Below are 23,801 nucleotides of genomic sequence, written 5' to 3'. Positions count from 1 at the left end.
TTAATAGTGAAAATTTCTGTTTTTTCATTACAGAAAGTGACACACTTTAGCCCATCAAGTAGGTTATACTTTTCCGTAAACAGATTAATAGAAATGAATGGTGATACACCCTTATGTATAATCCATAAAGCTACTAAAAGCTTGTGACATTAAAAGGGGGAAACTGGTTGTCTGTTTATTTAGATGTTATTTGGGCACTTAATCTATTATTTGATAGCCTTCTCCTGTATCTATCAGCCATTTTTCTAAAAAGACGAATCCGGATATGGAGGTTATTAGCAGGAGGTTTTATTGGTTCATTAATCATCTTATTATCGTTTACACCATTACATACCTATTCCAACCATCCGATATCAAAACTGTTATTTTCGGTCGTAATGGTTTTAGTGGTATTTGGTTATAAGCGATTATCTTTTTTCGTTAAGGCATTAATGACACTTTATGTGACAACATTTCTTATTGGTGGAGCATTGATTGGAACCCATTATTTTGTACAGTTTGATTCTGAAATGTCAACAAAAGTAATGATTGCCAATGTTACAGGATTTGGTGATCCGATCAGCTGGCTTTTTGTTTTATTAGGTTTCCCACTTGCATGGCATTTCTCAAGAAGAAATATTGAGAGTATGGAAATGACGAAAATCCAATTTGATCAGATTGTTAAGGTCACTCTAAAAATAAATGATGATTCATTTACTTTTAAAGGACTTGTCGATAGTGGAAATCAACTCTATGATCCATTATCTAAACTTCCAGTGATGTTTGTCTCTATCAAGAATATGTTAGAAAGTATGGCAGAACCGATAAAAAAGATGGCTGTCGATCCCGAATCTCTAATTCTTGGAAATGTAGAATTTCCGGTGGAATGGCAAAATAGACTAAGGATTGTACCTTGCCGGGTGGTAGGACAAGAGCATCAGCTCATCGTTGCCGTTAAGCCTGACTTAATAATAATTGATACAAAGGACGAAAGTTACTTATGTGAAAAAGGTCTTGTATCGTTTACTATGCAGCAATTATCTGCCGATGATGCTTTTCAATGCATTGTTCATCCCAAAATGCTCACCGGACCTAAACAGCATGATGATTCCGTAAAAGTAAGCTAATAATACTATACTCGTAGAAAACATATTTTAGAAGGAGGAACTTGCGTGAAAAAATGGAGACTTCGCTTATCCTACTACTGGTATAAGATACTAATCAAATTAGGAATTAAGAGTGATGAAGTTTATTATATTGGCGGCAGCGAAGCCTTACCGCCTCCTTTAAGTAAGGATGAAGAAGAGCTGCTTTTAAATAAGCTTCCAGGTGGTGATAAGGCAGCGAGATCAATATTAATTGAACGAAATCTAAGACTGGTTGTGTACATCGCTAGAAAATTTGAGAATACGGGCATTAATATTGAGGACTTAATTAGTATTGGGACAATTGGCTTAATTAAAGCGGTCAACACCTTTAATCCTGAGAAAAAAATTAAGTTGGCTACATATGCATCCAGGTGTATCGAAAATGAAATTCTTATGTATTTGCGTCGAAATAATAAAATAAGATCAGAAGTTTCCTTTGATGAACCATTAAATATTGATTGGGACGGGAATGAATTATTATTGTCAGATGTTTTGGGGACAGATGATGATATTATTACAAAGGATTTAGAAGCAAATGTAGATAGAAAATTACTAACCAAGGCATTACACCAATTAACAGATAGGGAAAAGCAAATTATGGAGCTGCGCTTTGGTCTGACAAATGGAGAAGAAAAGACACAGAAAGATGTAGCTGATATGCTGGGTATTTCTCAATCGTATATCTCCAGACTGGAAAAAAGAATTATTAAAAGATTGCGAAAAGAATTTAATAAGATGGTTTAATCTGGTTAGAAAAGAAATTTTTTCTCGCTGTTAGACCATTGAAACTAGAGACATTATCGCATATTTCGACATTTTCATGACAATTTCCCCGTTAGTACAAGTGCATATTTTTCCTTCTCAAGGAAATACTGTTTTTTGTACAGCAACTCCTATGAGGAGGGAAAAGGGATTGACTCGAAATAAAGTTGAAATTTGTGGCGTAGATACATCAAAACTTCCTGTATTAAAAAATGAAGAAATGAGATTACTCTTCAAGCAAATGCAAGAGGGCGATATTACAGCACGAGAAAAACTCGTCAACGGAAATTTACGACTCGTACTAAGTGTCATTCAACGGTTTAACAACCGAGGCGAGTTTGTTGATGATCTGTTTCAGGTTGGCTGTATTGGGCTTATGAAATCGATTGATAACTTTGATTTAAGTCAAAACGTAAAGTTTTCCACTTATGCCGTACCAATGATTATTGGCGAAATACGCAGGTACCTGCGCGATAACAACCCTATTCGCGTATCAAGGTCCTTAAGAGATATCGCTTATAAGGCACTTCAAGTAAGGGAACGATTAATGAGTGAAACTTCACGAGAACCAACTGCCGAGGAGATAGCAAAAGTATTAGAGGTCCCTCACGAAGAAATAGTCTTTGCGTTAGACGCTATCCAAGATCCTGTGTCACTGTTTGAACCGATTTATAACGATGGTGGCGACCCTATCTTTGTGTTGGATCAATTAAGCGATGAACGAAATAAAGATATCAACTGGATTGAGGAAATTGCGCTAAAAGAAGGCATGCGACGATTAAATGAACGTGAAAAGTTAATTCTAAGAAAACGCTTCTTCCAGGGCAAAACACAAATGGAAGTAGCCGATGAAATTGGAATTTCACAAGCTCAGGTTTCACGTTTAGAAAAAGCAGCAATCAAACAAATGAATAAAAACATTCAAAGTTAAAGCTGTCCATTGGGGCAGCTTTATTTTTTTGAGTCATTTACAGATAAATTAACCAATCAAATCATATATTTTCATTAGATAAAAATGTGGGAGTGAGAGCTATGGTGAAAATTTCTGAATTTCAGATTAAAGATGTGGTGAATGTTTCTGATGGAAAAAAGCTTGGAAACATTGGTGATATTGAAATTAATCTTACTACAGGTAAAATTGAAGCGGTTATTGTTACTGGAAACGGGAAAGTTTTGGGTTTTTTTGGCCGGGAAGAAGATATCATTATTCCTTGGAAAAATATTATAAAAATTGGTCAAGATGTAATACTGGTCAGATACAAAAGTATTGAAGAAAGGTCTACTGAAGAAATGGAAGTATAGATAACACCATCATCATACGGTGACCATTTATACAATTCATGGTAAACTAGAAAAAAACAAATGAGGTTTTGCTTATGGAACCCTTTATAAATGAAGATCAATCATATTTTTCAATAAAAAATTGGATGGATCAATTTCCTGGGCTTGTTGCAGGAATAACTACCAAGAATGGCGGGAACAGCACAGGATTTTTTGATAATCTTAACATGGGCTTTCATGTGGGAGACCTGAAAGAAACTGTTTGTTCTAACAGGGATAAACTGGCTAATCTATTACAATTTCCATTAAAGCATTGGGTAGGGGCAGAACAGACCCATGATACTTTAATTAGAAAAGTCAATAGAACTGACCGAGGTCATGGATCAAATTCCTATGATAATGCTTTTAAAGGGACTGATGGGTTTTATACAAATGAAGAGGGAATTTTATTAACTCTTTGCTATGCAGATTGTGTCCCTCTTTTTTTTATTGCACCGAAGCATAGAATGATTGGTGCTGCACATGCAGGATGGAAGGGAACTGTAAATGAAATTGCGAGAGAAATGGTTGTGAAATGGGAAGGAGAAGGAATTGCTCCCAATCAAATTTTTGTAGCAATAGGTCCATCCATTTGTGAAAAATGTTATATTGTTAATGATTATGTAATTAACTTTGTAGAAAATACACTAGTAGATGTCGAAAAAAAACCATATAATTTAATACAAGAAGGTCAATATACACTAGATCTACGAAAAATGAATAAAATGATTCTTCTAAATGCAGGGGTCCCTGAAAAAAATATTCATATTTCTAAACTATGCTCAAGTTGTGACCATTCCATATTTTTTTCGCATCGCCGGGATCAAGGAAAAACAGGAAGAATGTTAAGTTTTATAGGATGGAAGGAGACCTCCGAATGAAGGTAGCAGAAAACCTCATACATATTAGACAGAAAGTAAATAATGCTTGCCAAAAGGTAAATCGGACTCCTGATGAAGTGAAACTGATTGCCGTTACCAAATATGTCAGCATTGAAAGAGCTAATGAAGCGATAGTAGCTGGTATACTAAATCTAGGTGAAAACCGAGATGATGGCCTTTTAGCAAAATGGGATGTTTTAGGGGACAAGCCCTTATGGCATTTTATCGGAACACTTCAGACACGTAAAGTCAAAAATATTATTGATAAGGTAGAATATATTCACTCTTTGGATCGAATTTCATTAGCAGAGGAAATTAATAAACGTGCTTTGAAAAAGATTAAATGCCTGGTACAAGTGAATGTTTCCGGGGAAGAATCAAAACATGGTCTCGCACCTGAGAATGTCATGGACTTTATCAAAAATCTTCGTCCTTATGAGAATATTAGTATTGAAGGGTTAATGACAATGGCCCCATACACCGATGATGAAGAGAATCTAAGAGCATGTTTTCGTAAGTTAAGAGAACTTCGTGAACAGATAAAGAATTTGGATCTTGATTTTGCGCCGTGTGGTGAACTTTCTATGGGGATGTCAAACGACTTTGAGATTGCCATAGAAGAGGGCGCAACGATGATTAGAATAGGAACTGCACTTGTCGGTGAGGCTTGAGTGAGGAGGAAATAAAGATGACGATTAAATCAAAATTAAAAACATTTTTCTTTTTAGATGATGACTATGATGATAATAATCAGGATGAGTATGAAAAGATTGAACCAATAAAACCTCAAAAACAGCCATTGAAACCTCAAAATGTTGTAAGTTTACAGAGTGTACAAAAATCATCAAAAGTAATTTTAGTAGAACCAAGAGTATATGCGGAGGCTCAGGATATTACAGATCATTTGAAAAACCGCCGGGCTGTTGTCGTAAATCTACAACGTATTGGGCACGAAGAGGGAAGACAAATTGTCGACTTTTTAAGTGGAGCAGTCTATGCATTAAGCGGTGATATTCAAAAGATTGGCTCAAGCATATTTTTATGTACTCCTGATAATGTTGAGATTTCTGGCAATATTTCTGAATTAGTAAAAGAACAAGAATATCATGATACGAGGTGGTAATAAAAAATGGATATGATTTTTAATCTTTTGGTCCAATTACTTGGAATATATAAATGGATGCTTATCATCTATATCCTTTTATCATGGTTCCCGAATATGAGAGATTCGCAATTTGGAGCAATTCTTGGCAAGTTATGTGAGCCGTTCCTAGAACCATTTAGAAAAATCATTCCACCAATTGGTATGATGGACCTTTCTCCTTTAGCAGCATTCTTAGTTTTATCTTTTGCTCCTCATGGTTTAAGAGTGATACAAAACTTAATTTCTTAATTATGCCTATTCGGCCTAGGAGTTAAACATGAATATTTATCAGCATTTTCGCCCCGAAGAACGGGATTTTATTGATCAAGTATTATCTTGGAAGGATTATGTTGAATCCAGTTATTCACCTAAATTAACGGATTTCCTCGATCCAAGAGAGCAGCATATTTTAAAAACCTTAATTGGTGAGAATGGAAGTATAACATACAAGTTATTTGGAGGTATTTCTGAAGGTGAAAGAAAAAGGGCATTAATTATGCCGGATTATTTCCTGCCAACAGAAAAGGAGTTTCAAATTAATCTCTTTGAAATCGATTATCCCATTAAGTTTGTATCGATTGAACATCCACAAGTACTAGGTTCTATTATGTCATTAGGATTAAAACGGGGTAAATTTGGCGACATCCTTATGAAAGATGGACGAGTTCAATTTTTCGCTGCATCAGAAATTAGTGACTATCTTAAAAGTAATTTAGAATCAATTGGAAGGGCGTCAATACGCTTAAAAGAGCTAGCACTTGAAGAAGCCATTACAACGGATGAATTATGGATGGAACAAGCCGTCACGGTGTCCTCATTACGGCTCGATACGATTATTTCTGGGATACATCATATATCCAGGCAAAAGTCTCAACTTTTCATTCAACAAGGATTGGTGAAAGTGAACTGGACATCCAATGAAAATGTGTCCTTTGAATGCGCTGAAGGTGACTTGTTGTCAGTTAGAGGCTATGGCAGAGTGAAAATATTGTCAATTGAAGGAAGAACAAAAAAAGATAAATGGAGAATTGTTGTCGGAAAGCAAAAATAAATTTTATAATTTAGCAGGATTTTCGAAAACTTTGTCGAATATTTTCTTTATACATTAAAATACATACACAAGAAGATTCCTGGAGGTGGCATCATGCCGTTAACGCCGTTAGATATTCACAATAAAGAATTTAATAAAGGTTTTCGTGGTTACGATGAAGACGAGGTAAATGAATTTTTAGACCAAGTCATAAAGGATTATGAATTAGTCCTTCGCGAAAAGAAAGAAATAGAAGAACGATTGAATGAAATGAAGGACCGTCTTGGTCATTTTGTAAATATTGAAGAAACATTAAACAAGTCTATAATTATTGCTCAAGAAGCTGGGGAAGATGTAAAACGGAATGCTCAAAAGGAAGCCAAGCTCATAATCAAGGAAGCTGAAAAGAATGCTGACCGTATTGTCAATGAGTCTCTTTCAAAAGCTAGAAAGATAGCGCTAGAAATTGAGGATTTGAAAAAGCAATCAAAAGTATTCCGTACACGTTTTAAAATGTTGATTGAAGCTCAGCTAGATATGCTTAATACAGATGACTGGGATCATTTATTAGAATATGAAGTGGATGCAACTGAATTAAAAATCCACCAAGAAGAAGATTCCTTAGCTTGACGAATTGGTATTAATTCGCATATAATTTTTTAACAGGATAAATAAGAATAGAATGAACATGACAATGAGAGGGACAGTACAATTTTTCAAAAACTTTTAAAGCGAACCGGGGATGGTGGAAGCCTGGGAAAAGTGAGAAATTGGAAGATCACCCTTGAGTCCCAGGCTGAAACTCTTTTTTAAAGAAGTGTAAGTTATGGCGGGTTATTCACGTTACGAATCTCAAAGAGGATAGTACTTTATGTACGATCTATCAGGGTGGTACCGCGGGAATTAAAACCTTCTCGTCCCTTTTATGGGATGAGAGGGTTTTTTTATTTGTCTATTGGCAATTCTGTTTATGATGAGTATTACAGGAGGAATAAGAAAATGGAGTATAAAGATACGTTACTAATGCCAAAAACTGAATTTCCAATGCGTGGCAATCTTCCACAAAGAGAGCCTGATATTCAGGCTAAGTGGGAAGAAATGAATATTTACAAAAAGGTTCAGGAACGAACTGCTGGTCGTCCAATGTTTGTGCTCCATGATGGACCTCCATATGCAAATGGTGATATTCATATGGGTCACGCCCTAAACAAAGTATTAAAAGACTTTATTGTTCGCTTTAAATCAATGAGCGGCTATCATGCACCATATGTACCCGGCTGGGATACACATGGGCTGCCAATTGAGCAGGCATTAACCAATAAGGGAGTAAAACGTAAAGAGATGACGGTAGCTGAATTCCGTCAACTATGTACAAAATATGCCCTTGAACAAGTCAGCAATCAGCGTGAACAATTTAAACGCATCGGAGTTCGTGGTGATTGGGAAAATCCATACATTACTCTTAAGCCAGAATATGAAGCACAGCAAATTAAAGTCTTTGGGGAAATGGCAAAGAAAGGCTATATTTATAAAGGTCTTAAGCCTGTATATTGGTCCCCGTCAAGTGAATCTGCTCTTGCTGAAGCAGAAATTGAATATCAGGATAAAAAGTCGCCTTCTATTTATGTAGGATTTAAGGTTAAGGATGGAAGAGGAGTTCTTGATACAGATGTTCAAATTGTCATCTGGACGACAACACCTTGGACGATTCCAGCTAACTTAGGAATTTCGGTACATCCAGACCTATCTTATGTAGTAGTTGCAGTAAAAGAAAACAAGTACTTAGTAGCAGAAGCACTACTTGAAGCAGTGACGAAGGAAGTAGGCTGGGAAGATGCGGCTGTTATTCAAAAGGTAAAAGGAAATGAATTAGAAAATATCCTTGCATCACACCCATTATATGATCGTGACTCCTTAGTAATGTTGGGTGAACACGTCACTACAGATGCGGGAACTGGTTGTGTTCACACGGCACCTGGACACGGGGAGGATGACTTCCATGTCGGACAGAAGTATGGACTTGAAGTACTTTGCCCTGTTGATGATAAAGGTGTAATGACGAGTGAAGCACCAGGTTTTGAAGGATTATTTTACGATAGTGCAAATAAGCCGATTTCTCAAGCATTGGAAGAGGCAGGGGCACTTTTAAAGCTTTCGTTCATTACTCACTCCTATCCGCATGATTGGAGAACAAAGAAGCCGGTTATTTTCCGAGCAACGGCACAATGGTTTGCATCCATTAAGGATTTCCGTGATGAATTACTTGATGCCGTTAAAGAAACAAAATGGGTACCTGCTTGGGGTGAAACTCGTTTGTTTAATATGGTAAGGGACCGTGGTGATTGGTGTATTTCACGCCAACGCGTATGGGGAGTTCCAATCCCAGTGTTTTATGCCGAAAATGGGGAAGAAATCATTACAGATGAAACGATTGATCATGTTTCTAGCTTGTTCCGTGAACATGGTTCAAATATCTGGTTTGAGCGTGAAGCGAAGGCCCTATTGCCAGAAGACTTTACACATTCAGGAAGTCCAAATGGATTGTTTACAAAAGAAACAGATATCATGGATGTTTGGTTCGATTCTGGGTCATCGCATCAAGCCGTTCTTCTTGAAAGAGAAGACTTAGTGCGACCTGCTGATTTATATTTAGAAGGTTCAGACCAATATCGAGGTTGGTTTAACTCATCCTTATCAACTGCCGTTGCGGTAACAGGCAAAGCCCCATATAAAGGTGTTTTAAGTCATGGATTTGCTTTAGATGGAGAAGGCAGAAAGATGAGTAAATCATTAGGCAATGTCATGGTACCTGAAAAGGTAATGAAGCAATTAGGTGCAGATATTCTCCGCCTTTGGGTTGCTTCGGTTGATTATCAAGCCGATGTTCGTGTATCCGATGCAATTCTGAAACAGGTTGCAGAGGTTTATAGAAAAATCCGTAACACCTTCCGTTTCTTGCTTGGTAACTTATCTGACTTTAATCCTGCAAGTGATAGGATTTCATACGAAAACCTGCGTGAAGTTGATCAATTTATGCTCGTAAAATTAAACAAACTGATCAAATATGTTCGGAATGCCTATGAAAATTATGAATTTGCAGGTATTTATCATGCGATTAATAATTTCTGTACCCTTGACTTAAGTGCATTTTACCTTGATTTTGCTAAGGATGTACTCTATATTGAGTCAGTTAACAATCAGGAACGCCGTGCAATTCAAACGGTTTTATATGAGTCACTGCTAGCATTAACGAAATTGGTGTCTCCAATTCTTTCTCATACAGCAGATGAGGTATGGACGTTCATTCCTGCTGTTACGGAAGAAAGTGTTCAGTTAACGGATATGCCGGAATATCAGGAACTAAGTAATGCAGTCGCTTTAGAAGAAAAATGGACCGCATTCATGAAGCTTCGTGATGATGTTTTAAAAGGACTTGAAGAAGCAAGAAATCAAAAAGTCATTGGTAAATCATTAACGGCAAAAGTTTCCTTATATGTGACGGAGGATACGAAGAACTTGTTGGATTCTATTAATGAGAATGTACAACAATTATTCATTATCTCCGGATTTGAAGTCGCAGGAAGCTATGAACAAGCACCAGAAAGTGCTATTAAATTAGATACTGCTGCCATTGTTGTTACAAAAGCTGAAGGCGAAACATGTGAGCGCTGCTGGGTTGTAACACCAGAGGTTGGTAAAGATTCAGACCACCCCACACTTTGTCCACGTTGTGCAGAAGTCGTTAAAGAAAACTATACGCATTTAGCTTAAAAACAAAGCCCCATGATTAATTCATGGGGTTTTTTCATTTTTTAACCTATTCCGTTAATTATTGTTGCTGATGTCAAATGTTTTTCCGGTTCAGACCAATTTATAGAGAGATAATATAAGAAATCAGATAACGGAGGTTACAACTATGAATGCGATGCAGGAACAGCTGTTTTGGGAACTCCGTAAAACACAAATAGAAATTATTAGATCTTTAAAAAACAAGCAGAAAAACGTATGGATGATTCCTATTTTGGAGGATGAACTGGCGGATATTAACACTGCAATTCAAAAAATAGAAGATGGGAATTTTGGACAATGTGAAACATCTGGTGAACCTTTATCGGACGATCTTTTAAAAATCATGCCAACAATCAAATCATCAAAAGATACAGATGAATTAGAGCATTTTTATAAGAAACCAATTATTTCCGGCTTTTTTTAACCTTCCATTGTTGTTTCGTTATAGATTATGCTAAAATGCTAAGGAAGTAAAGTCAACGCGTAAGATGGAGGTATTCCTTAGTGTTTTATTATTTAATCGCAATTTTTATTATTCTTTTAGACCAAGTAACCAAATGGCTGATTGTCAAAAAAATGCATCTTGGTGAAAGTATCCCAGTTATTGATGACTTTTTGTATATTACTTCTCACCGAAATCGCGGTGCAGCCTGGGGGATCTTACAAGGACAGATGTGGTTCTTCTATGTGATAACCGCAATAGTAATCATTGCGATCATTTATTACATTCAGAAAGAAGCAAAAGGTAAGTGGTTGTTAGGTGTTTCCTTAGCATTTATGCTTGGTGGAGCAATAGGTAATTTTATTGATCGTTTAGTGCGTAAAGAAGTTGTTGATTTTATACATACGTATATTTTCAATTATAACTTCCCCGTTTTTAATATTGCGGATTCGGCTTTAGTCATTGGCGTAGTATTATTAATGATTCAAATGCTGCGTGATGAGCGTGAAACAAAGGAGAAATCATATGGAGAAAATGGTACACACCATTCTTGAACAGCAAAAAGGTGATCGAATTGATAAAGTTATTTCAACTTTAGATGAAGAATGGTCGAGGACTCAAGTTCAACAATGGATAAAAGAAGGAAATGTCCTTGTAAATGGACAAACGATAAAAACAAATTATAAGTGTAGTTTAAATGATCAAATCGAGATTACGATTCCAGATCCAGAGTTACTTGATGTAATTCCAGAAGAGATGGACTTAGATATTTATTTCGAAGATAAAGATGTTTTAGTGGTTAATAAACCGAGTGGGATGGTGGTTCATCCTGCCCCTGGACATTTAACAGGGACACTTGTTAATGGTTTAATGGCCCATTGTAAGGATCTATCAGGTATTAATGGGATTTTGCGACCTGGAATCGTTCACCGCATCGATAAAGACACGTCAGGCCTGTTAATGGTCGCTAAGAATGATATGGCACATGAAAAGTTGGTAAATCAATTAGTGGAAAAGACCGTTACTCGAAAATACCAAGCGATTGTTCATGGGGTAATCCCGCATGATTTTGGAACAATCGATGCACCGCTTGGAAGAGATACAAGGGACCGGCAAAGTATGACTGTTGTGGATAATGGAAAGCATGCCGTTACTCATTTCCATGTAATTGAAAGGTTTAAGGATTTTACATTTGTGGAGTGTCAACTCGAGACAGGCAGAACACACCAAATTCGTGTCCACATGAAGTATATTGGCTACCCGCTTGCTGGAGATCCAAAGTATGGGCCTAAGAAAACACTTGATATAAATGGACAAGCATTACATGCTGGAATCCTTGGATTTAACCATCCGAGAACCAACGAATACGTAGAATTCGAAGCTCCCTTACCAAAAGAATTTGAAGAGGTTTTAGAACAATTACGAAATAATCATTGACATATTTGTCGAATTAAAGTACGATTACAACAGTTGAATATGCCTTTAAATCAGTCCTGTGAGGCTGAGAAGGAACGGATAATTTAGTTGGGATACGTATGCCCATACTAATAATTTCTTGTACCTCTCACCTCAAGGTGAGAGGTTTTTTTATTATAGTAGGCAGGTGTAAATGATGAGCCAAAAAGCGGTAGTATTAGACGAACAAGCTATTGGAAGAGCATTAACAAGAATATCTCACCAAATTATAGAAAAAAATAAGGGCATTGAAGATTGTGTACTCGTGGGTATCCGGACCAGGGGAATATTCATTGCAGAGAGACTTGCAGCCAAAATCAAAGAAATTGAAGGTAAACCAATACCTGTTGGTGAATTGGACATAACCCTCTACCGTGATGATTTAACAAAGAAAACTGAAAATCAAGAACCATTAGTAAAGGGTTCAGATATTCCTGTTGAAATGAGAGATAAAAAAGTTATACTTGTTGACGATGTTTTATATACAGGTCGAACGGTTAGGGCAGGGCTGGACGCCATTATGGATCTTGGTCGACCATCCTCTATACAACTGGCTGTTCTAGTCGACCGGGGACACCGAGAGCTCCCAATTAGAGCAGATTATGTTGGAAAGAACATTCCAACTTCGAGTAGTGAAAAAGTAGTCGTTGAATTGCTTGAAGTCGATAAGCTTGATCAAGTAAGTATCTTTGAAAAGTAAATAGTACCCTTTTAAATGCAGTCCTGTGAGGCTCGAAAAGGGGGGATCCGCCGTAGCAATCTTTTTACGGCATTTCTATACCCTCTTTGTACTCTCATTGACAAAGAGGGTTTTTTATTGGGAAAATCACATACAAAATAGAAGAGATTGTGGAGGAGAAAACATTGAACAAACCCATCCTAGACGTAAAAGAGATCCCAAATCCTGCCCAATGGCTCACACTAAGCTTACAGCATTTATTCGCAATGTTTGGAGCGACTATCCTTGTACCTTATCTTGTTGGGTTAAGCCCTGCAATTGCCTTAATATCAAGTGGTTTAGGGACACTGGCATTCTTAATGATTACAAAATGGCAAGTGCCTGCATATCTTGGTTCATCGTTTGCTTTTATTGCGCCAGTCATAGCAGCAAAAGCAACAGCGGGTCCAGGTGGAGCAATGATTGGTTCCTTCCTAGCAGGTCTTGTTTACGGAATAGTCGCACTGGTTATTAGTAAAGCAGGTCATCGATGGATCATGAATCTGCTGCCTCCGATTGTTGTAGGTCCGGTCATTATCGTCATCGGTTTAGCGCTCGCGGGTACAGCAGTTAGTATGGCAATGAATAACCCTGCAGGTGAATATAGCTTGATTCATTTCTCAGCGGCTTTGGTAACCTTAGCAGCGACCATTATCTGCACCATATACATGCGCGGCATGTTGAGCATTATCCCGATTCTAGCAGGTATAGTAATTGGATACCTTTACTCATTCGCAATCGGCATTGTAGATTTTAAGCCGGTATTGGAAGCTAATTGGTTCGAAATGCCTGAATTCATCATTCCATTTGTAAGTTACGAGGTAAAAGTAACCTGGGATTTAGCACTTTTGATGGTACCAGTTGCGATTGTAACCCTTTCTGAACATATTGGTCACCAGCTTGTACTTAGTAAAGTAGTTGGACGTGACTACATTAAAGAACCAGGTCTACACCGCTCTATATTGGGTGATGGAACAGCAACGATTATCTCTGCATTAATCGGTGGACCTCCAAAAACAACGTATGGCGAGAATATCGGTGTCCTTGCGATAACTAGAGTATACAGTGTGTATGTCATTGCAGGTGCAGCAGTTCTCGCGACAATCTTTGGTTTTATCGGAAAAATAACAGCATTAATCAGTACAATACCAACACCTGTTATGGGCGGAGTTTCCATCCTGCTCTTTGGAATTATTGCTTCATCAGGTTTACGCATGCTTGTTGACAGTAACATTGACTTTGGTAACAATCGTAACTTGGTGATATCGTCAGTCATTCTTGTCATCGGAATTGGGGGCGCCTTTATAAAAGTTTCAGAATCCTTCCAGATTCAAGGAATGGCATTTGCCGCAATCGCTGGCGTTCTTTTACACCTAATCCTTCCTGGTAAAGAACCAGTAAGTGAAGATATGTTTGAACAAACAGTAAAAAAGAAAAAGCAAAAAACTGCATAAAAACCAACCTTTTAAAAGTAGTCCAGAGAGGCTATAAGGGTGTATTACTAAGACTATAGAATGTGGTTGCACATTTATGGCCTTGGTAAATTCAATTGCACCCTGATCAATTTGGATCAGGGTGTTTTTTTACCAAATTGTAGAGATGGGGGAATAGCATGTTAAATCACTTGCTAACCACAAATGAGTTAAAAGTGGAAGAGATTAATCAACTATTAACAGATGCACAGCGTTTTGCTGACGGAATGAAATGGCGCCCAGAAGGTCAATTGTTTTCTGCAAACTTGTTTTTTGAAGCTAGTACAAGAACAAAATCAAGTTTTGAAATGGCAGAAAGAAGACTTGGTTTAAATATCATTCCATTTGAAGTCCAAACTTCAAGTGTACAAAAGGGAGAAACACTGTACGATACGGTAAAAACACTCGAATCCATTGGCGTGAATGCGGTAGTAATTCGTCACGGTCAAGATCGTTACTTTGATGAACTCGTTGAAAAAATAAATATTCCGATCATTAATGGAGGAGATGGCTGCGGTCATCATCCGACTCAATCACTTTTAGATCTTTTGACCATCTACCAGGAATTTGGAACTTTCATAGGATTAAAAATTGCTATTATTGGTGACATCAGGCATAGCAGGGTGGCAAGGTCCAATGCGGATACGCTAACAAGATTAGGAGCAGAAGTGATTTACTCAGGACCAGAGGAATGGTTTGATCTCCATAGTTTAAGTGCTTCAAGGTTTAGACATGTGGATGAGGCGATAGCTCAGGCGGATGTCGTCATGCTCCTTCGGGTTCAACATGAACGCCATCAAAAGAAGGGAAGCTACACGGCGGCTGACTACCATAGACAATTTGGACTTACCCTTGAAAGAGAAAAGTCAATGAAGCCTCACAGTATTATTATGCACCCAGCACCAGTAAACCGAAATGTTGAGATTTCCGATAGCTTAGTAGAATGCAAACGTTCAAGAATTTTTAAGCAAATGGAAAATGGTGTATTTGTCAGAATGGCTGTCTTAAAGAGATCTCTAGAAAGTATAAAAGGAGTGTATGGGAATGAAATTACTTATTCAGAACGCCAGCTACATAGCATCTAACGGAGAAAAAAAATGCGCTGATATATTAATAGAAGATGGAAAAATTGTAAAAATAGAAAAGAAGATAGAAGAAAGTGTTGATCGAAAAGTAAATGCAGATAGAATGCTAGTATCTCCAGGATTTATCGATTTACATGTCCATCTCCGCGAACCCGGCGGGGAGAAAAAGGAAACCATTGCAACCGGCACACTTGCTGCGGCTAGAGGTGGATTTACAACACTTGCTGCTATGCCAAATACGAGGCCAGTTCCAGATTCAAAAGAACAAATGGAATGGCTTCAAAAACGAATTCAGGATACAGCAAACGTACGTGTTTTACCGTATGCTTCCATCACGGTAAGACAAATCGGAAAAGAATTAACAGACTTTGAGGCGTTAAAGAATGCAGGAGCATTTGCCTTTACGGACGATGGAGTCGGTGTTCAAGATGCGAGCAAGATGCTGGAAGCAATGCAAAAAGCAGCAAGTGTAAATATGGCAATTGTCGCACATTGCGAGGAAAATACACTTATCAATAAAGGCTGTGTGCATGAAGGAACTTTCTCAAAAAGGAATGGATTAAACGGAATTCCTTCCATATGCGAATCTGTCCAGATTGCAAGAGATGTCCTGCTTGCTGAAGCTACTGGGTGTCATTATCATGTTTGCCATGTTAGTACTAAAGAATCTGTTCGCGTAATCAGGGATGCAAAAAGAGCAGGGATTAAAGTCACGGCGGAAGTCACACCACACCATTTATTATTAACTCAAGACGATATCCCAGATAATCTAGATCCGAATTATAAAATGAATCCGCCACTTCGTGATACTACTGATCGAGACGCATTAATTGAAGGATTGTTGGATGGGACGATTGATTTTATTGCGACGGATCATGCACCACATACAACTGAAGAAAAAAATGAGGGAATAGAACTTGCACCTTTTGGAATTGTTGGATTAGAAACAGCTTTTCCACTGCTATATACACACTTAGTCTTAAAGAACATTATGAGTCTTGAACAGTTAATCAACTATTTGACGAAAAAGCCGGCAGAAAGCTTTTCTCTTCCTTTTGGAAAAATGGAAGTAGGAGCCCCAGCAGACCTCGTTCTATTAAATCTTGACGAGGAAAAAGCAATTGATCCACAAGAATTTTTATCTAAAGGAAAAAATACGCCATTTGCGGGCTGGAATTGTAAGGGTTGGCCGGAAATGACAATCGCGAGCGGCGAAGTAGTTTGGGAGAAAGGACGTGTAACAGTATGAAAGCACAGTTAATTTTAGAAGATGGAACAATATTTATAGGTGAAGGTTTTGGAAGTCATATGGACACAATCGGAGAAGTCGTCTTTAATACAGGAATGACGGGCTACCAAGAAATCCTTTCCGATCCATCCTACTGTGGGCAAATTGTTATGCTGACCTACCCCCTGATAGGAAATTACGGTATTAACCGAGATGATTTTGAAACAATTAACCCTGCAGTGAAAGGCTTTATTGTCAAAGAAGCTGCTGAATTCCCTTCCAATTGGAGAAGTGAATTTACACTAGATGAATACTTTAAAATGAAAAATATCCCTGGAATTGCAGGCGTAGATACACGGAAATTAACGAGGATTATTCGCAAGTATGGGACATTAAAAGGAGCAATTTGCTCAATTGAAAGTGATCCTAATGAAGTAATTAGTAAACTAAGACAGACGAAATTGCCGATTGACCAAGTTAGAAGAGTTTCTACAAAAAATTCTTACCCAAGCCCAGGCAGGGGAAAAAGAATTGTGCTCGTAGATTTTGGGATGAAGCACGGTATTTTACGAGAATTAAATAAGCGAAACTGTGATGTTGTTGTCGTTCCCTATCACACAAGTGCTGATGAAATCCTTCAATTGAGACCAGACGGAATTATGCTTTCTAATGGACCTGGAGATCCAAAAGATGTCCCAGAGGCTATCCATATGATTAAGCAGCTACTAGGTCAGGTACCGATATTTGGCATATGTTTAGGACATCAATTATTTGCCCTTGCAAGTGGTGCCAATACGGTCAAAATGAGTTTCGGTCATCGAGGATCAAACCATCCTGTTAAAGATTTAGCAACAGGAAAAATCGCGATTACGGCACAAAACCATGGATATACAGTTGAAGAAAAATCATTAAAGAATACTAAATTAGCAGTTACCCATATTGCCTTAAATGATGGAACGGTAGAAGGCTTAAAGCATTTAGACTATCCAGCCTTTACCGTTCAATACCATCCAGAGGCTTCACCAGGACCTGAAGACGCAAACCATTTATTCGATCAGTTTCTTGCAATGATTGAATCTGAAAAACAGGAGGTTTCAACAACATGCCAAAACGTACTGATATAAACTCCATTTTAGTGATTGGTTCAGGACCAATTGTCATTGGCCAGGCAGCAGAATTTGATTATGCAGGAACACAGGCTTGTATCGCCTTAAAAGAAGAAGGTTATCGTGTAATACTTGTAAACTCTAATCCAGCAACAATAATGACAGATACAGAGATTGCGGATGCCGTTTATATTGAACCACTAACGGAAGAATTTGTAAGCAGAATTATTCGCAAGGAACGTCCTGACGCACTCCTTGCCACACTTGGCGGTCAAACGGGTTTAAATCTTGCTGTTGAATTATCAAAATCAGGAGTCTTAGAAGAGTGTGAAGTTGAAATTTTAGGAACAAAGTTATCAGCGATTGAACAAGCAGAGGACCGTGATTTATTCCGCACTCTAATGAATGAACTTGGTGAACCTGTTCCAGATAGTGAAATCATCCATGAATTAGCCGAAGCACATGCTTTTGTTGAAAAAATCGGATTCCCTGTCATCGTTCGCCCTGCCTATACACTTGGAGGGACTGGCGGAGGAATATGCCATAATTCCGAAGAGTTGGATGAAATCGTAACGAGCGGCTTAAAGCATAGTCCTGTAACTCAATGTTTGCTTGAGAAAAGCATTGCCGGTTATAAAGAAATCGAATACGAAGTAATGCGTGATGGAAATGACAATGCGATTGTCGTTTGTAATATGGAGAACATTGATCCTGTTGGTGTTCACACCGGTGACTCGATTGTTGTTGCACCAAGCCAAACCTTAAGCGACAGGGAATATCAATTATTAAGAAATGTTTCACTTAAAATCATTCGCGCGCTAGGAATAGAAGGCGGTTGTAATGTGCAGCTGGCCTTAGATCCTTACAGCTTTAACTACTATATCATCGAAGTAAATCCAAGGGTAAGTCGTTCTTCGGCCCTAGCCTCAAAAGCAACAGGTTATCCGATTGCTAAACTTGCTGCGAAAATTGCAGTAGGCTTAACGTTAGATGAAATGCTTAATCCTGTAACGGGAAAGACCTATGCAAGCTTTGAACCAGCCCTTGATTACATCGTTACGAAAATCCCAAGATGGCCTTTTGATAAATTTGAATCAGGGAATCGTTCACTTGGAACACAAATGAAAGCTACGGGCGAAGTAATGGCGATTGGAAGAACCTTTGAGGAGTCTCTATTAAAAGCAATCCGCTCGTTAGAAGCTGGTGTTTATCATTTCGAATTAAATGGTGCAGATGAAATCAGTAATGAGTTACTAGAAAAACGAATTTGCAAAGCTGGAGATGAGAGACTCTTTTATATAGCCGAAGCGATAAAACGAGGAATAACCGTGGAAACCATTCATCAATGGAGCCAAATCGACTTATTTTTCTTAAATAAGTTCCAGGGAATAATCGAATTAGAAACAAAGATTGCTTCTAACCCGATGGATATGGAAATCCTTAAGGAAGCAAAACAAAGAGGCTTCTCTGATAAAAAAATTGCGGAACTTTGGGGTCAGAAAGAAAAAGATATCTACTACCTGCGTAAAAGCTGCGGCATGATTCCGGTGTATAAAATGGTAGATACGTGTGCTGCTGAATTCGAATCAGAAACACCGTATTACTATGGAACATATGAGGAAGAAAATGAATCGCTTGTAACCGACAGAAAAAGTGTTATTGTTCTCGGTTCTGGTCCAATCCGAATCGGCCAGGGAATTGAGTTTGATTATGCTACTGTCCATTCTGTTAAAGCGATTAAAGAAGCAGGCTTTGAAGCAATTATTATCAATAATAACCCAGAAACGGTTTCGACTGATTTCAGTATCTCCGATAAGCTTTACTTTGAACCACTAACTATTGAGGATGTAATGAGTATTATTGATTTAGAAAATCCAATGGGTGTAGTTGTTCAATTTGGCGGGCAAACAGCGATTAATCTTGCTGAAGGATTAGCACAAAATGGTGTGAAAATTCTCGGAACAAGCCTTGAGGATTTAGACCGTGCAGAGAACAGAGATAAATTTGAACAAGCTCTTGTACAACTTGATATTCCAATGCCGCTTGGAAAAACAGCATTATCAGTGGAAGAAGCGGTGGAAATTGCTAATGAGATCGGCTACCCGGTTCTTGTCCGACCTTCATATGTTCTTGGTGGTCGTGCAATGGAAATCGTCTATCGCCAAGAAGAACTGCTTCATTATATGGAAAATGCGGTTAAAATCAATCCAGAACATCCTGTCTTGGTTGACCGCTACTTAACAGGAAAAGAAATCGAAGTAGATGCCATTTGTGATGGAGAAAATGTGTTGATTCCAGGCATTATGGAGCATATTGAGCGCGCAGGGGTTCACTCTGGGGATTCGATTGCCGTTTACCCGCCACAGACACTTTCAGATAGTATCAAACAAACGCTGATTGAATACACCGAAAAAATGGCGAGAGGTCTAAACATTGTTGGATTGTTGAATATTCAGTATGTAATTTCAAAGGATCAAGTATATGTACTTGAAGTCAATCCGCGTTCAAGTCGTACGGTTCCATTTTTAAGCAAAATAACAAATGTTCCGATGGCAAAAATTGCAACAAAGGCACTCTTAGGATTTTCAATTGTGGAACAAGGCTATTCACCTGGGATAGTCCCTGAAAAGAAAGGTGTTTTTGTAAAAGTTCCAGTTTTCTCCTTTGCTAAATTGAGAAGCGTTGATATTACGCTTGGGCCTGAAATGAAATCAACGGGTGAGGTAATGGGGAAAGATTGTACCCTTGAAAAAGCACTTTATAAAGGATTAGTAGCTTCTGGTATGAACATTCAAAAATTCGGTACGGTACTGTTTACTGTTGCTGATAAGGATAAACAAGAATCACTAAAGCTTGCGAAACGATTTGCAGCTAATGGTTATCGTCTTATGGCAACGAGCGGAACAGCGGCAGTCCTTACATCTGCTGGTCTGCCAGTAAGTGTAGTTGGAAAGATTGGCTCCGAAGGCAAAACATTGCTTGATGTTATTCATAATGGTGAGGCCCAATTCATTATCAATACCCTTACAAAAGGAAAGCAGCCAGAACGTGATGGTTTTAGGATCCGTCGTGAAGCAGTTGAAAATGGCGTTCCATGTTTAACATCATTAGATACGGCTGACGCTATTCTAAAGGTAATAGAGTCCATGAATTTTTCAGCTGATGCGATGGCTTTAGAAGAAGAAAGAGAGGTCGTTTTTGCATGATAAAAAAGGAATTATGCAAAATCATCTCTCAAAAAGAAATCGCTAAGGACATTTTTGAACTCACAGTAGAAGCAGATTTTGTAAATGAAATCCAAGCACCTGGTCAGTTCGTGCATATACGGATTGCAAAAGCACTAGATCCACTTTTGAGAAGACCGATAAGTATCTCTTCTTTTGATAGGTTGAGTTCACAATTTACAATGATTTATCGAAAAGAAGGAAAAGGGACTTCACAACTTGCTGAAAAAGGCCCGGGAGTACTGCTTGATATTCTCGGTCCTCTAGGCAATGGCTTTCCTGTCGATGAAGTAACAGCAGGGGAAACAGCTTTACTAGTAGGCGGAGGAATCGGTGTTCCGCCTCTCTATGAACTATCTAATCAATTGGTTGCGAAAGGGGTTAAGGTAATTCATGTCCTTGGCTTCCAAACAAAATCAGCGGTATTTTTTGAAAAGGAATTTTTAAAAAATGGTGAGACCTATATCACAACTGTTGATGGTTCATACGGCACCATGGGATTTGTCACAGATATAATCAAAGATTTACATTTTGATTGTTTATATACTTGCGGGCCAACTCCTATGTTAAAAGCGATTGAAAAAAAGTATTCACATAAGAAGGTATTTCTTTCCTTAGAAGAGAGAATGGGTTGTGGAGTAGGCGCATGCTTTGCTTGTGTATGCAAGACCAGCAGCGATCCTAGTGATGTATCATATAAAAAAGTTTGTAGTGATGGTCCAGTTTTCCGGGTCGGGGAGGTTTTAATATGAGCGGAGTACTAAACATAGAGTTACCTGGTTTAACATTAAAAAACCCAATTATGCCTGCGTCCGGATGCTTTGGATTTGGCAGGGAATATAGTCAATTCTATGATTTAAGTAAGCTTGGTGCTATTATGATTAAAGCAACAACAGTGGAACCTAGATTCGGTAATCCTACCCCGAGAGTTGCGGAAACATCATCAGGCATGTTAAATGCAATTGGTCTGCAAAATCCTGGTTTAGAAAAAGTTATCAGCAATGAGCTGCCATGGTTATCTCAGTTTGATGTTCCAATTATTGCGAATGTCGCCGGTTCAGTGGAAGAGGATTATATAGAGGTTGCCAGAAGCATTTCTAAAGCATCCAATGTTCATGCACTAGAATTAAATATTTCCTGCCCGAATGTAAAAACTGGGGGAATAGCTTTCGGTACAGTTCCAGAGGTTGCAAAACAATTAACTCGTAAGGTGAAAGAAGTCTCGGAAGTCCCTGTGTATGTCAAGCTTTCTCCGAATGTGACGAATATTGTGGAAATGGCAAAAGCAGTAGAAGCTGGCGGTGCGGATGGATTGACCATGATCAACACGCTAGTTGGTATGAGATTGGATTTAAAAACAGGAAAGCCGATTTTAGCTAATCGAACAGGTGGACTATCCGGACCAGCGATTAAACCTGTTGCCCTTAGAATGATTTATGAAGTAAGTCAAGTTGTAAATATTCCAATCATTGGGATGGGCGGTATAGAGACTGCGGAAGATGTGGTGGAATTCTTCTATGCTGGGGCAAGTGCAATCGCAGTTGGTACAGCCAATTTTGTAGACCCTTTTGTATGCCCAACGATTATCGAAGAATTACCACTGCTGTTGGAGCAATTAGGTTATGATCACATCAGTGAATGCAGGGGAAGGAGCTGGCAGAACCATGGATAACTCGCTTATCATCGCGCTTGATTTTGCAAATCGTAAAGAGGTGGAGCAATTTTTACAACCCTTTAAGGGGCATCAGCTGTTTGTAAAAGTTGGAATGGAGCTATTTTACCAGGAAGGTCCCGAAATCATACAATATTTAAAAGAGAATGGACATCGTATTTTTCTAGATTTAAAGCTTCATGATATCCCAAATACAGTGAAGAGTGCGATGAAGGGACTAGCAAGGCTTGAATGTGATCTCGTAAACGTCCATGCTGCGGGTGGAAAAGAAATGATGCGTGCGGCATTAGAGGGATTAGAGGAAGGAACTCCTAAAGGACGAAAGCGCCCTGCCTGTATAGCTGTGACGCAACTTACCAGCACATCAGAAGAACAAATGAACAAAGAACAGCTCATATCTGGATCTCTTGAAAAATCGGTTCTTCATTATGCTACTTTAGCAAAAGAAGCAGGTTTAGACGGTGTGGTTTGCTCTGCTTGGGAAGCATCATCTATAAGGGATAATGTAGGTAATCAATTTTATACAGTAACCCCTGGTATCCGGATGGTAGAAGACAATAAGGGAGACCAAAAAAGGGTTGCCACACCAGAATTTGCTAGGGATGCTGGCGTTACATCAATTGTAGTAGGTCGTTCCATAACAAGATCGATGGATCCAGTTAAAAGCTATCAAAAATGGATGGAAGCATGGAGGAGTGTTCAAGTATGAAAAAATTAATAGCAGAAAAATTATTAAGTATCGAAGCGGTTGCATTAAAGCCTAACGAACCATTTACTTGGACATCAGGTATACGCTCACCTATCTATTGTGACAACCGCCTGACCCTTTCGTACCCGGAAGTTCGGAGAGAGATTGCACAAGGGCTGCAATCGATTATTCTAGAGAAATATCCGGATGCAGAAGTTATTGCTGGAACTGCAACCGCTGGGATTCCACATGCTGCATGGGTCAGTGAGTTACTAAACCTGCCAATGTGTTATGTCCGTTCGAAAGCAAAAGGTCATGGTAAAGGTAATCAGATTGAAGGCAAAGTAGAACAAGGTCAAAAGGTGGTTGTGGTAGAAGATTTAATTTCTACTGGTGGAAGTGTCATAACCGCAGTTCACGCACTAAGAGAAGCAGGATGTGAAGTCTTAGGAGTGGTTTCCATTTTTACATATGGGCTTGAGAAGGGGAAAGATGCCTTCGCACAAGAAGAGATTAAAAGTGAATCACTTACAGATTTTGCGAATTTAGTTGAGGTAGCAATTGAAAAGGGCTATATAAGCCAGAACGATCAAGAGAGTTTACTCTCATGGAGCAAAGCTCCTGCGGAATGGAGTAAGGTATTCGAATAACAAAAAGC

Annotated in this window: 24 protein-coding genes and 1 other annotated feature; all 24 genes read left to right on the top strand. The window is 38.5% G+C overall.

The window, feature by feature from the left end:
- Window positions 1–167 precede the first annotated feature (167 nt).
- The 24 genes from spoIIGA (at window position 168) to pyrE (ending at window position 23,793) form a co-directional block, all read left to right on the top strand.
- A complete protein-coding gene (gene spoIIGA / locus QUG14_RS10170) occupies window positions 168–1,106 on the top strand; it encodes a sigma-E processing peptidase SpoIIGA (protein WP_289340408.1) in 939 nt (312 codons plus the stop codon).
- A gap of 45 nt (window positions 1,107–1,151) precedes the next feature.
- A complete protein-coding gene (sigE, locus tag QUG14_RS10165; protein WP_045515369.1) occupies window positions 1,152–1,871 on the top strand; it encodes an RNA polymerase sporulation sigma factor SigE in 720 nt (239 codons plus the stop codon).
- Window positions 1,872–2,040: 169 nt separating this feature from the next.
- Window positions 2,041–2,820 (top strand): RNA polymerase sporulation sigma factor SigG, encoded by a 780-nt coding sequence (gene sigG / locus QUG14_RS10160; RefSeq protein WP_289340407.1) that lies wholly within the window; start codon window positions 2,041–2,043, stop codon window positions 2,818–2,820.
- A 101-nt stretch (window positions 2,821–2,921) separates the two neighbouring features.
- Entirely contained in the window at window positions 2,922–3,191 is a 270-nt protein-coding gene (locus tag QUG14_RS10155) for a YlmC/YmxH family sporulation protein (RefSeq protein ID WP_289340406.1), read from the top strand.
- Window positions 3,192–3,265: 74 nt separating this feature from the next.
- On the top strand, window positions 3,266–4,090 hold the full coding sequence (pgeF, locus tag QUG14_RS10150) for a peptidoglycan editing factor PgeF (protein ID WP_289340405.1): 825 nt from the start codon (window positions 3,266–3,268) through the stop codon (window positions 4,088–4,090).
- Window positions 4,087–4,761: a YggS family pyridoxal phosphate-dependent enzyme gene (locus QUG14_RS10145; protein WP_289340404.1), complete on the top strand. Its 675-nt coding sequence runs from the start codon at window positions 4,087–4,089 to the stop codon at window positions 4,759–4,761. The genes pgeF and QUG14_RS10145 overlap by 4 nt, the downstream gene beginning before the upstream one ends.
- A gap of 17 nt (window positions 4,762–4,778) precedes the next feature.
- Complete coding sequence (locus QUG14_RS10140; protein ID WP_289340403.1) at window positions 4,779–5,213, top strand: cell division protein SepF; 435 nt, start codon at window positions 4,779–4,781, stop codon at window positions 5,211–5,213.
- Between the two features lie 6 nt (window positions 5,214–5,219).
- Entirely contained in the window at window positions 5,220–5,483 is a 264-nt protein-coding gene (locus QUG14_RS10135) for a YggT family protein (RefSeq protein WP_289340402.1), read from the top strand.
- Between the two features lie 28 nt (window positions 5,484–5,511).
- Window positions 5,512–6,285 (top strand): YlmH family RNA-binding protein, encoded by a 774-nt coding sequence (locus QUG14_RS10130; RefSeq protein ID WP_289340401.1) that lies wholly within the window; start codon window positions 5,512–5,514, stop codon window positions 6,283–6,285.
- A gap of 93 nt (window positions 6,286–6,378) precedes the next feature.
- Window positions 6,379–6,894 carry a DivIVA domain-containing protein gene (locus QUG14_RS10125; RefSeq protein ID WP_090758091.1) on the top strand — a complete coding sequence of 172 codons (516 nt, stop codon included), beginning with the start codon at window positions 6,379–6,381 and terminating at the stop codon, window positions 6,892–6,894.
- 55 nt (window positions 6,895–6,949) lie between these two features.
- Window positions 6,950–7,189 (top strand) — a binding site (T-box leader).
- A 74-nt stretch (window positions 7,190–7,263) separates the two neighbouring features.
- A complete protein-coding gene (gene ileS, locus QUG14_RS10120) occupies window positions 7,264–10,035 on the top strand; it encodes an isoleucine--tRNA ligase (RefSeq protein ID WP_289340400.1) in 2,772 nt (923 codons plus the stop codon).
- A 145-nt stretch (window positions 10,036–10,180) separates the two neighbouring features.
- A complete protein-coding gene (locus QUG14_RS10115) occupies window positions 10,181–10,477 on the top strand; it encodes a hypothetical protein (protein WP_289340399.1) in 297 nt (98 codons plus the stop codon).
- Window positions 10,478–10,557: 80 nt separating this feature from the next.
- Window positions 10,558–11,049: a signal peptidase II gene (gene lspA / locus QUG14_RS10110; protein ID WP_289340398.1), complete on the top strand. Its 492-nt coding sequence runs from the start codon at window positions 10,558–10,560 to the stop codon at window positions 11,047–11,049.
- Complete coding sequence (locus tag QUG14_RS10105) at window positions 11,021–11,932, top strand: RluA family pseudouridine synthase (RefSeq protein WP_289340397.1); 912 nt, start codon at window positions 11,021–11,023, stop codon at window positions 11,930–11,932. The genes lspA and QUG14_RS10105 overlap by 29 nt, the downstream gene beginning before the upstream one ends.
- Window positions 11,933–12,107: 175 nt before the next feature.
- Window positions 12,108–12,650 carry a bifunctional pyr operon transcriptional regulator/uracil phosphoribosyltransferase PyrR gene (gene pyrR / locus QUG14_RS10100; protein ID WP_289340396.1) on the top strand — a complete coding sequence of 181 codons (543 nt, stop codon included), beginning with the start codon at window positions 12,108–12,110 and terminating at the stop codon, window positions 12,648–12,650.
- Window positions 12,651–12,814: 164 nt separating this feature from the next.
- Window positions 12,815–14,122, top strand: a complete 1,308-nt coding sequence (locus QUG14_RS10095) for a solute carrier family 23 protein (RefSeq protein WP_289340395.1) — start codon at window positions 12,815–12,817, stop codon at window positions 14,120–14,122.
- Between the two features lie 158 nt (window positions 14,123–14,280).
- The gene (locus tag QUG14_RS10090) at window positions 14,281–15,225 is read left to right on the top strand and encodes an aspartate carbamoyltransferase catalytic subunit (RefSeq protein WP_289340393.1); all 945 of its coding nucleotides are present in this window, start codon (window positions 14,281–14,283) and stop codon (window positions 15,223–15,225) included.
- Window positions 15,185–16,474: a dihydroorotase gene (locus QUG14_RS10085; RefSeq protein WP_289340391.1), complete on the top strand. Its 1,290-nt coding sequence runs from the start codon at window positions 15,185–15,187 to the stop codon at window positions 16,472–16,474. The genes QUG14_RS10090 and QUG14_RS10085 overlap by 41 nt, the downstream gene beginning before the upstream one ends.
- Window positions 16,471–17,577 carry a carbamoyl phosphate synthase small subunit gene (locus QUG14_RS10080; RefSeq protein ID WP_289340390.1) on the top strand — a complete coding sequence of 369 codons (1,107 nt, stop codon included), beginning with the start codon at window positions 16,471–16,473 and terminating at the stop codon, window positions 17,575–17,577. The genes QUG14_RS10085 and QUG14_RS10080 overlap by 4 nt, the downstream gene beginning before the upstream one ends.
- Window positions 17,556–20,765, top strand: coding sequence for a carbamoyl-phosphate synthase large subunit (gene carB, locus QUG14_RS10075; RefSeq protein WP_289340389.1), 3,210 nt, complete (start codon window positions 17,556–17,558; stop codon window positions 20,763–20,765). The genes QUG14_RS10080 and carB overlap by 22 nt, the downstream gene beginning before the upstream one ends.
- Entirely contained in the window at window positions 20,762–21,535 is a 774-nt protein-coding gene (locus QUG14_RS10070; RefSeq protein ID WP_289340388.1) for a dihydroorotate dehydrogenase electron transfer subunit, read from the top strand. Before carB ends, QUG14_RS10070 begins: the two co-directional genes overlap by 4 nt.
- Window positions 21,532–22,455 (top strand): dihydroorotate dehydrogenase, encoded by a 924-nt coding sequence (locus QUG14_RS10065; protein WP_289340387.1) that lies wholly within the window; start codon window positions 21,532–21,534, stop codon window positions 22,453–22,455. The genes QUG14_RS10070 and QUG14_RS10065 overlap by 4 nt, the downstream gene beginning before the upstream one ends.
- Window positions 22,448–23,164 (top strand): orotidine-5'-phosphate decarboxylase, encoded by a 717-nt coding sequence (pyrF, locus tag QUG14_RS10060; RefSeq protein ID WP_289344119.1) that lies wholly within the window; start codon window positions 22,448–22,450, stop codon window positions 23,162–23,164. The genes QUG14_RS10065 and pyrF overlap by 8 nt, the downstream gene beginning before the upstream one ends.
- Window positions 23,161–23,793: an orotate phosphoribosyltransferase gene (gene pyrE, locus QUG14_RS10055; protein ID WP_289340386.1), complete on the top strand. Its 633-nt coding sequence runs from the start codon at window positions 23,161–23,163 to the stop codon at window positions 23,791–23,793. Before pyrF ends, pyrE begins: the two co-directional genes overlap by 4 nt.
- Window positions 23,794–23,801 lie beyond the last annotated feature (8 nt).

Source organism: Neobacillus sp. CF12 (assembly GCF_030348765.1).
Classification (GTDB): Bacteria; Bacillota; Bacilli; order Bacillales; family Cytobacillaceae; genus Neobacillus.
This window is presented reverse-complemented; position numbering and strand designations above follow the sequence as displayed.

Bases quoted from the DNA above. Each gene is read 5' to 3' on its own strand.
- QUG14_RS10155 (WP_289340406.1), top strand. From the start codon at position 2,922: ATGGTGAAAATTTCTGAATTTCAGATTAAAGATGTGGTGAATGTTTCT.
- pgeF (WP_289340405.1), top strand. From the start codon at position 3,266: ATGGAACCCTTTATAAATGAAGATCAATCATATTTTTCAATAAAAAAT.
- QUG14_RS10145 (WP_289340404.1), top strand. From the start codon at position 4,087: ATGAAGGTAGCAGAAAACCTCATACATATTAGACAGAAAGTAAATAAT.
- QUG14_RS10140 (WP_289340403.1), top strand. From the start codon at position 4,779: ATGACGATTAAATCAAAATTAAAAACATTTTTCTTTTTAGATGATGAC.
- QUG14_RS10135 (WP_289340402.1), top strand. From the start codon at position 5,220: ATGGATATGATTTTTAATCTTTTGGTCCAATTACTTGGAATATATAAA.
- QUG14_RS10130 (WP_289340401.1), top strand. From the start codon at position 5,512: ATGAATATTTATCAGCATTTTCGCCCCGAAGAACGGGATTTTATTGAT.
- QUG14_RS10125 (WP_090758091.1), top strand. From the start codon at position 6,379: ATGCCGTTAACGCCGTTAGATATTCACAATAAAGAATTTAATAAAGGT.
- ileS (WP_289340400.1), top strand. From the start codon at position 7,264: ATGGAGTATAAAGATACGTTACTAATGCCAAAAACTGAATTTCCAATG.
- QUG14_RS10115 (WP_289340399.1), top strand. From the start codon at position 10,181: ATGAATGCGATGCAGGAACAGCTGTTTTGGGAACTCCGTAAAACACAA.
- QUG14_RS10105 (WP_289340397.1), top strand. From the start codon at position 11,021: ATGGAGAAAATGGTACACACCATTCTTGAACAGCAAAAAGGTGATCGA.
- pyrR (WP_289340396.1), top strand. From the start codon at position 12,108: ATGAGCCAAAAAGCGGTAGTATTAGACGAACAAGCTATTGGAAGAGCA.
- QUG14_RS10090 (WP_289340393.1), top strand. From the start codon at position 14,281: ATGTTAAATCACTTGCTAACCACAAATGAGTTAAAAGTGGAAGAGATT.
- QUG14_RS10085 (WP_289340391.1), top strand. From the start codon at position 15,185: ATGAAATTACTTATTCAGAACGCCAGCTACATAGCATCTAACGGAGAA.
- QUG14_RS10080 (WP_289340390.1), top strand. From the start codon at position 16,471: ATGAAAGCACAGTTAATTTTAGAAGATGGAACAATATTTATAGGTGAA.
- carB (WP_289340389.1), top strand. From the start codon at position 17,556: ATGCCAAAACGTACTGATATAAACTCCATTTTAGTGATTGGTTCAGGA.
- QUG14_RS10070 (WP_289340388.1), top strand. From the start codon at position 20,762: ATGATAAAAAAGGAATTATGCAAAATCATCTCTCAAAAAGAAATCGCT.
- QUG14_RS10065 (WP_289340387.1), top strand. From the start codon at position 21,532: ATGAGCGGAGTACTAAACATAGAGTTACCTGGTTTAACATTAAAAAAC.
- pyrF (WP_289344119.1), top strand. From the start codon at position 22,448: ATGGATAACTCGCTTATCATCGCGCTTGATTTTGCAAATCGTAAAGAG.
- pyrE (WP_289340386.1), top strand. From the start codon at position 23,161: ATGAAAAAATTAATAGCAGAAAAATTATTAAGTATCGAAGCGGTTGCA.